We start from the raw sequence: 548 nt of genomic DNA, 5'->3' as shown, positions 1-548 counted from the left end.
TCACGGTCAGCGTCACGCCGTCCGCCGGACGGTCAAACTCGTAACCCACCTTGCCCGCCGTGATGTCGGCATCGGTCAACAGGCGGTCGGCCTGGCCGCTCACCTTGAGGGTGTCCCCGGCCTTGGCATCGCCCGGCAGGCTCACTGCCACGTCCACCTTGCCGCTGATCTCGGTGTTGCTGATGGTGCCGTCGTTGTTCACGTCTTCGGTGATGACCACGGTCGGCGCACCGGTCGCGGTGGTGTCGCCCATGGTGGCGCTGTCGCTGCCCGGCAGCGAAACGTTGCCCGCCGCGTCCACGATGGTGGCGGTCACGGTCAGCGTCACCCCGTCCGCCGGACGGTCAAACTCGTAACCCACCTTGCCCGCCGTGATGTCGGCATCGGTCAACAGGCGGTCGGCCTGGCCGCTCACCTTGAGGGTGTCCCCGGCCTTGGCATCGCCCGGCAGGCTCACTTCCACGTCCACCTTGCCGCTGATCTCGGTGTGGCTGATGGTGCCGTCGTTGTTCACGTCTTCGGTGATGACCACGGTCGGCGCGCCGGTC

The 548-nt window shown here is 67.7% G+C and carries 1 protein-coding gene; it reads right to left on the bottom strand.

Annotated elements, in window-relative coordinates; all coding sequences use genetic code 11:
• Window positions 1-548: hypothetical protein (locus J9892_RS22595; RefSeq protein ID WP_210539085.1), on the bottom strand; the 548-nt coding region annotated here is incomplete at both ends.

Source organism: Aeromonas sp. Prich7-2 (assembly GCF_017939255.1).
GTDB classification, from domain to species: domain Bacteria; phylum Pseudomonadota; class Gammaproteobacteria; order Enterobacterales; family Aeromonadaceae; genus Aeromonas; species Aeromonas caviae.
The sequence above is the reverse complement of the archived record's forward strand: the minus strand, read 5'-3'. Positions and strand labels throughout refer to the sequence as shown.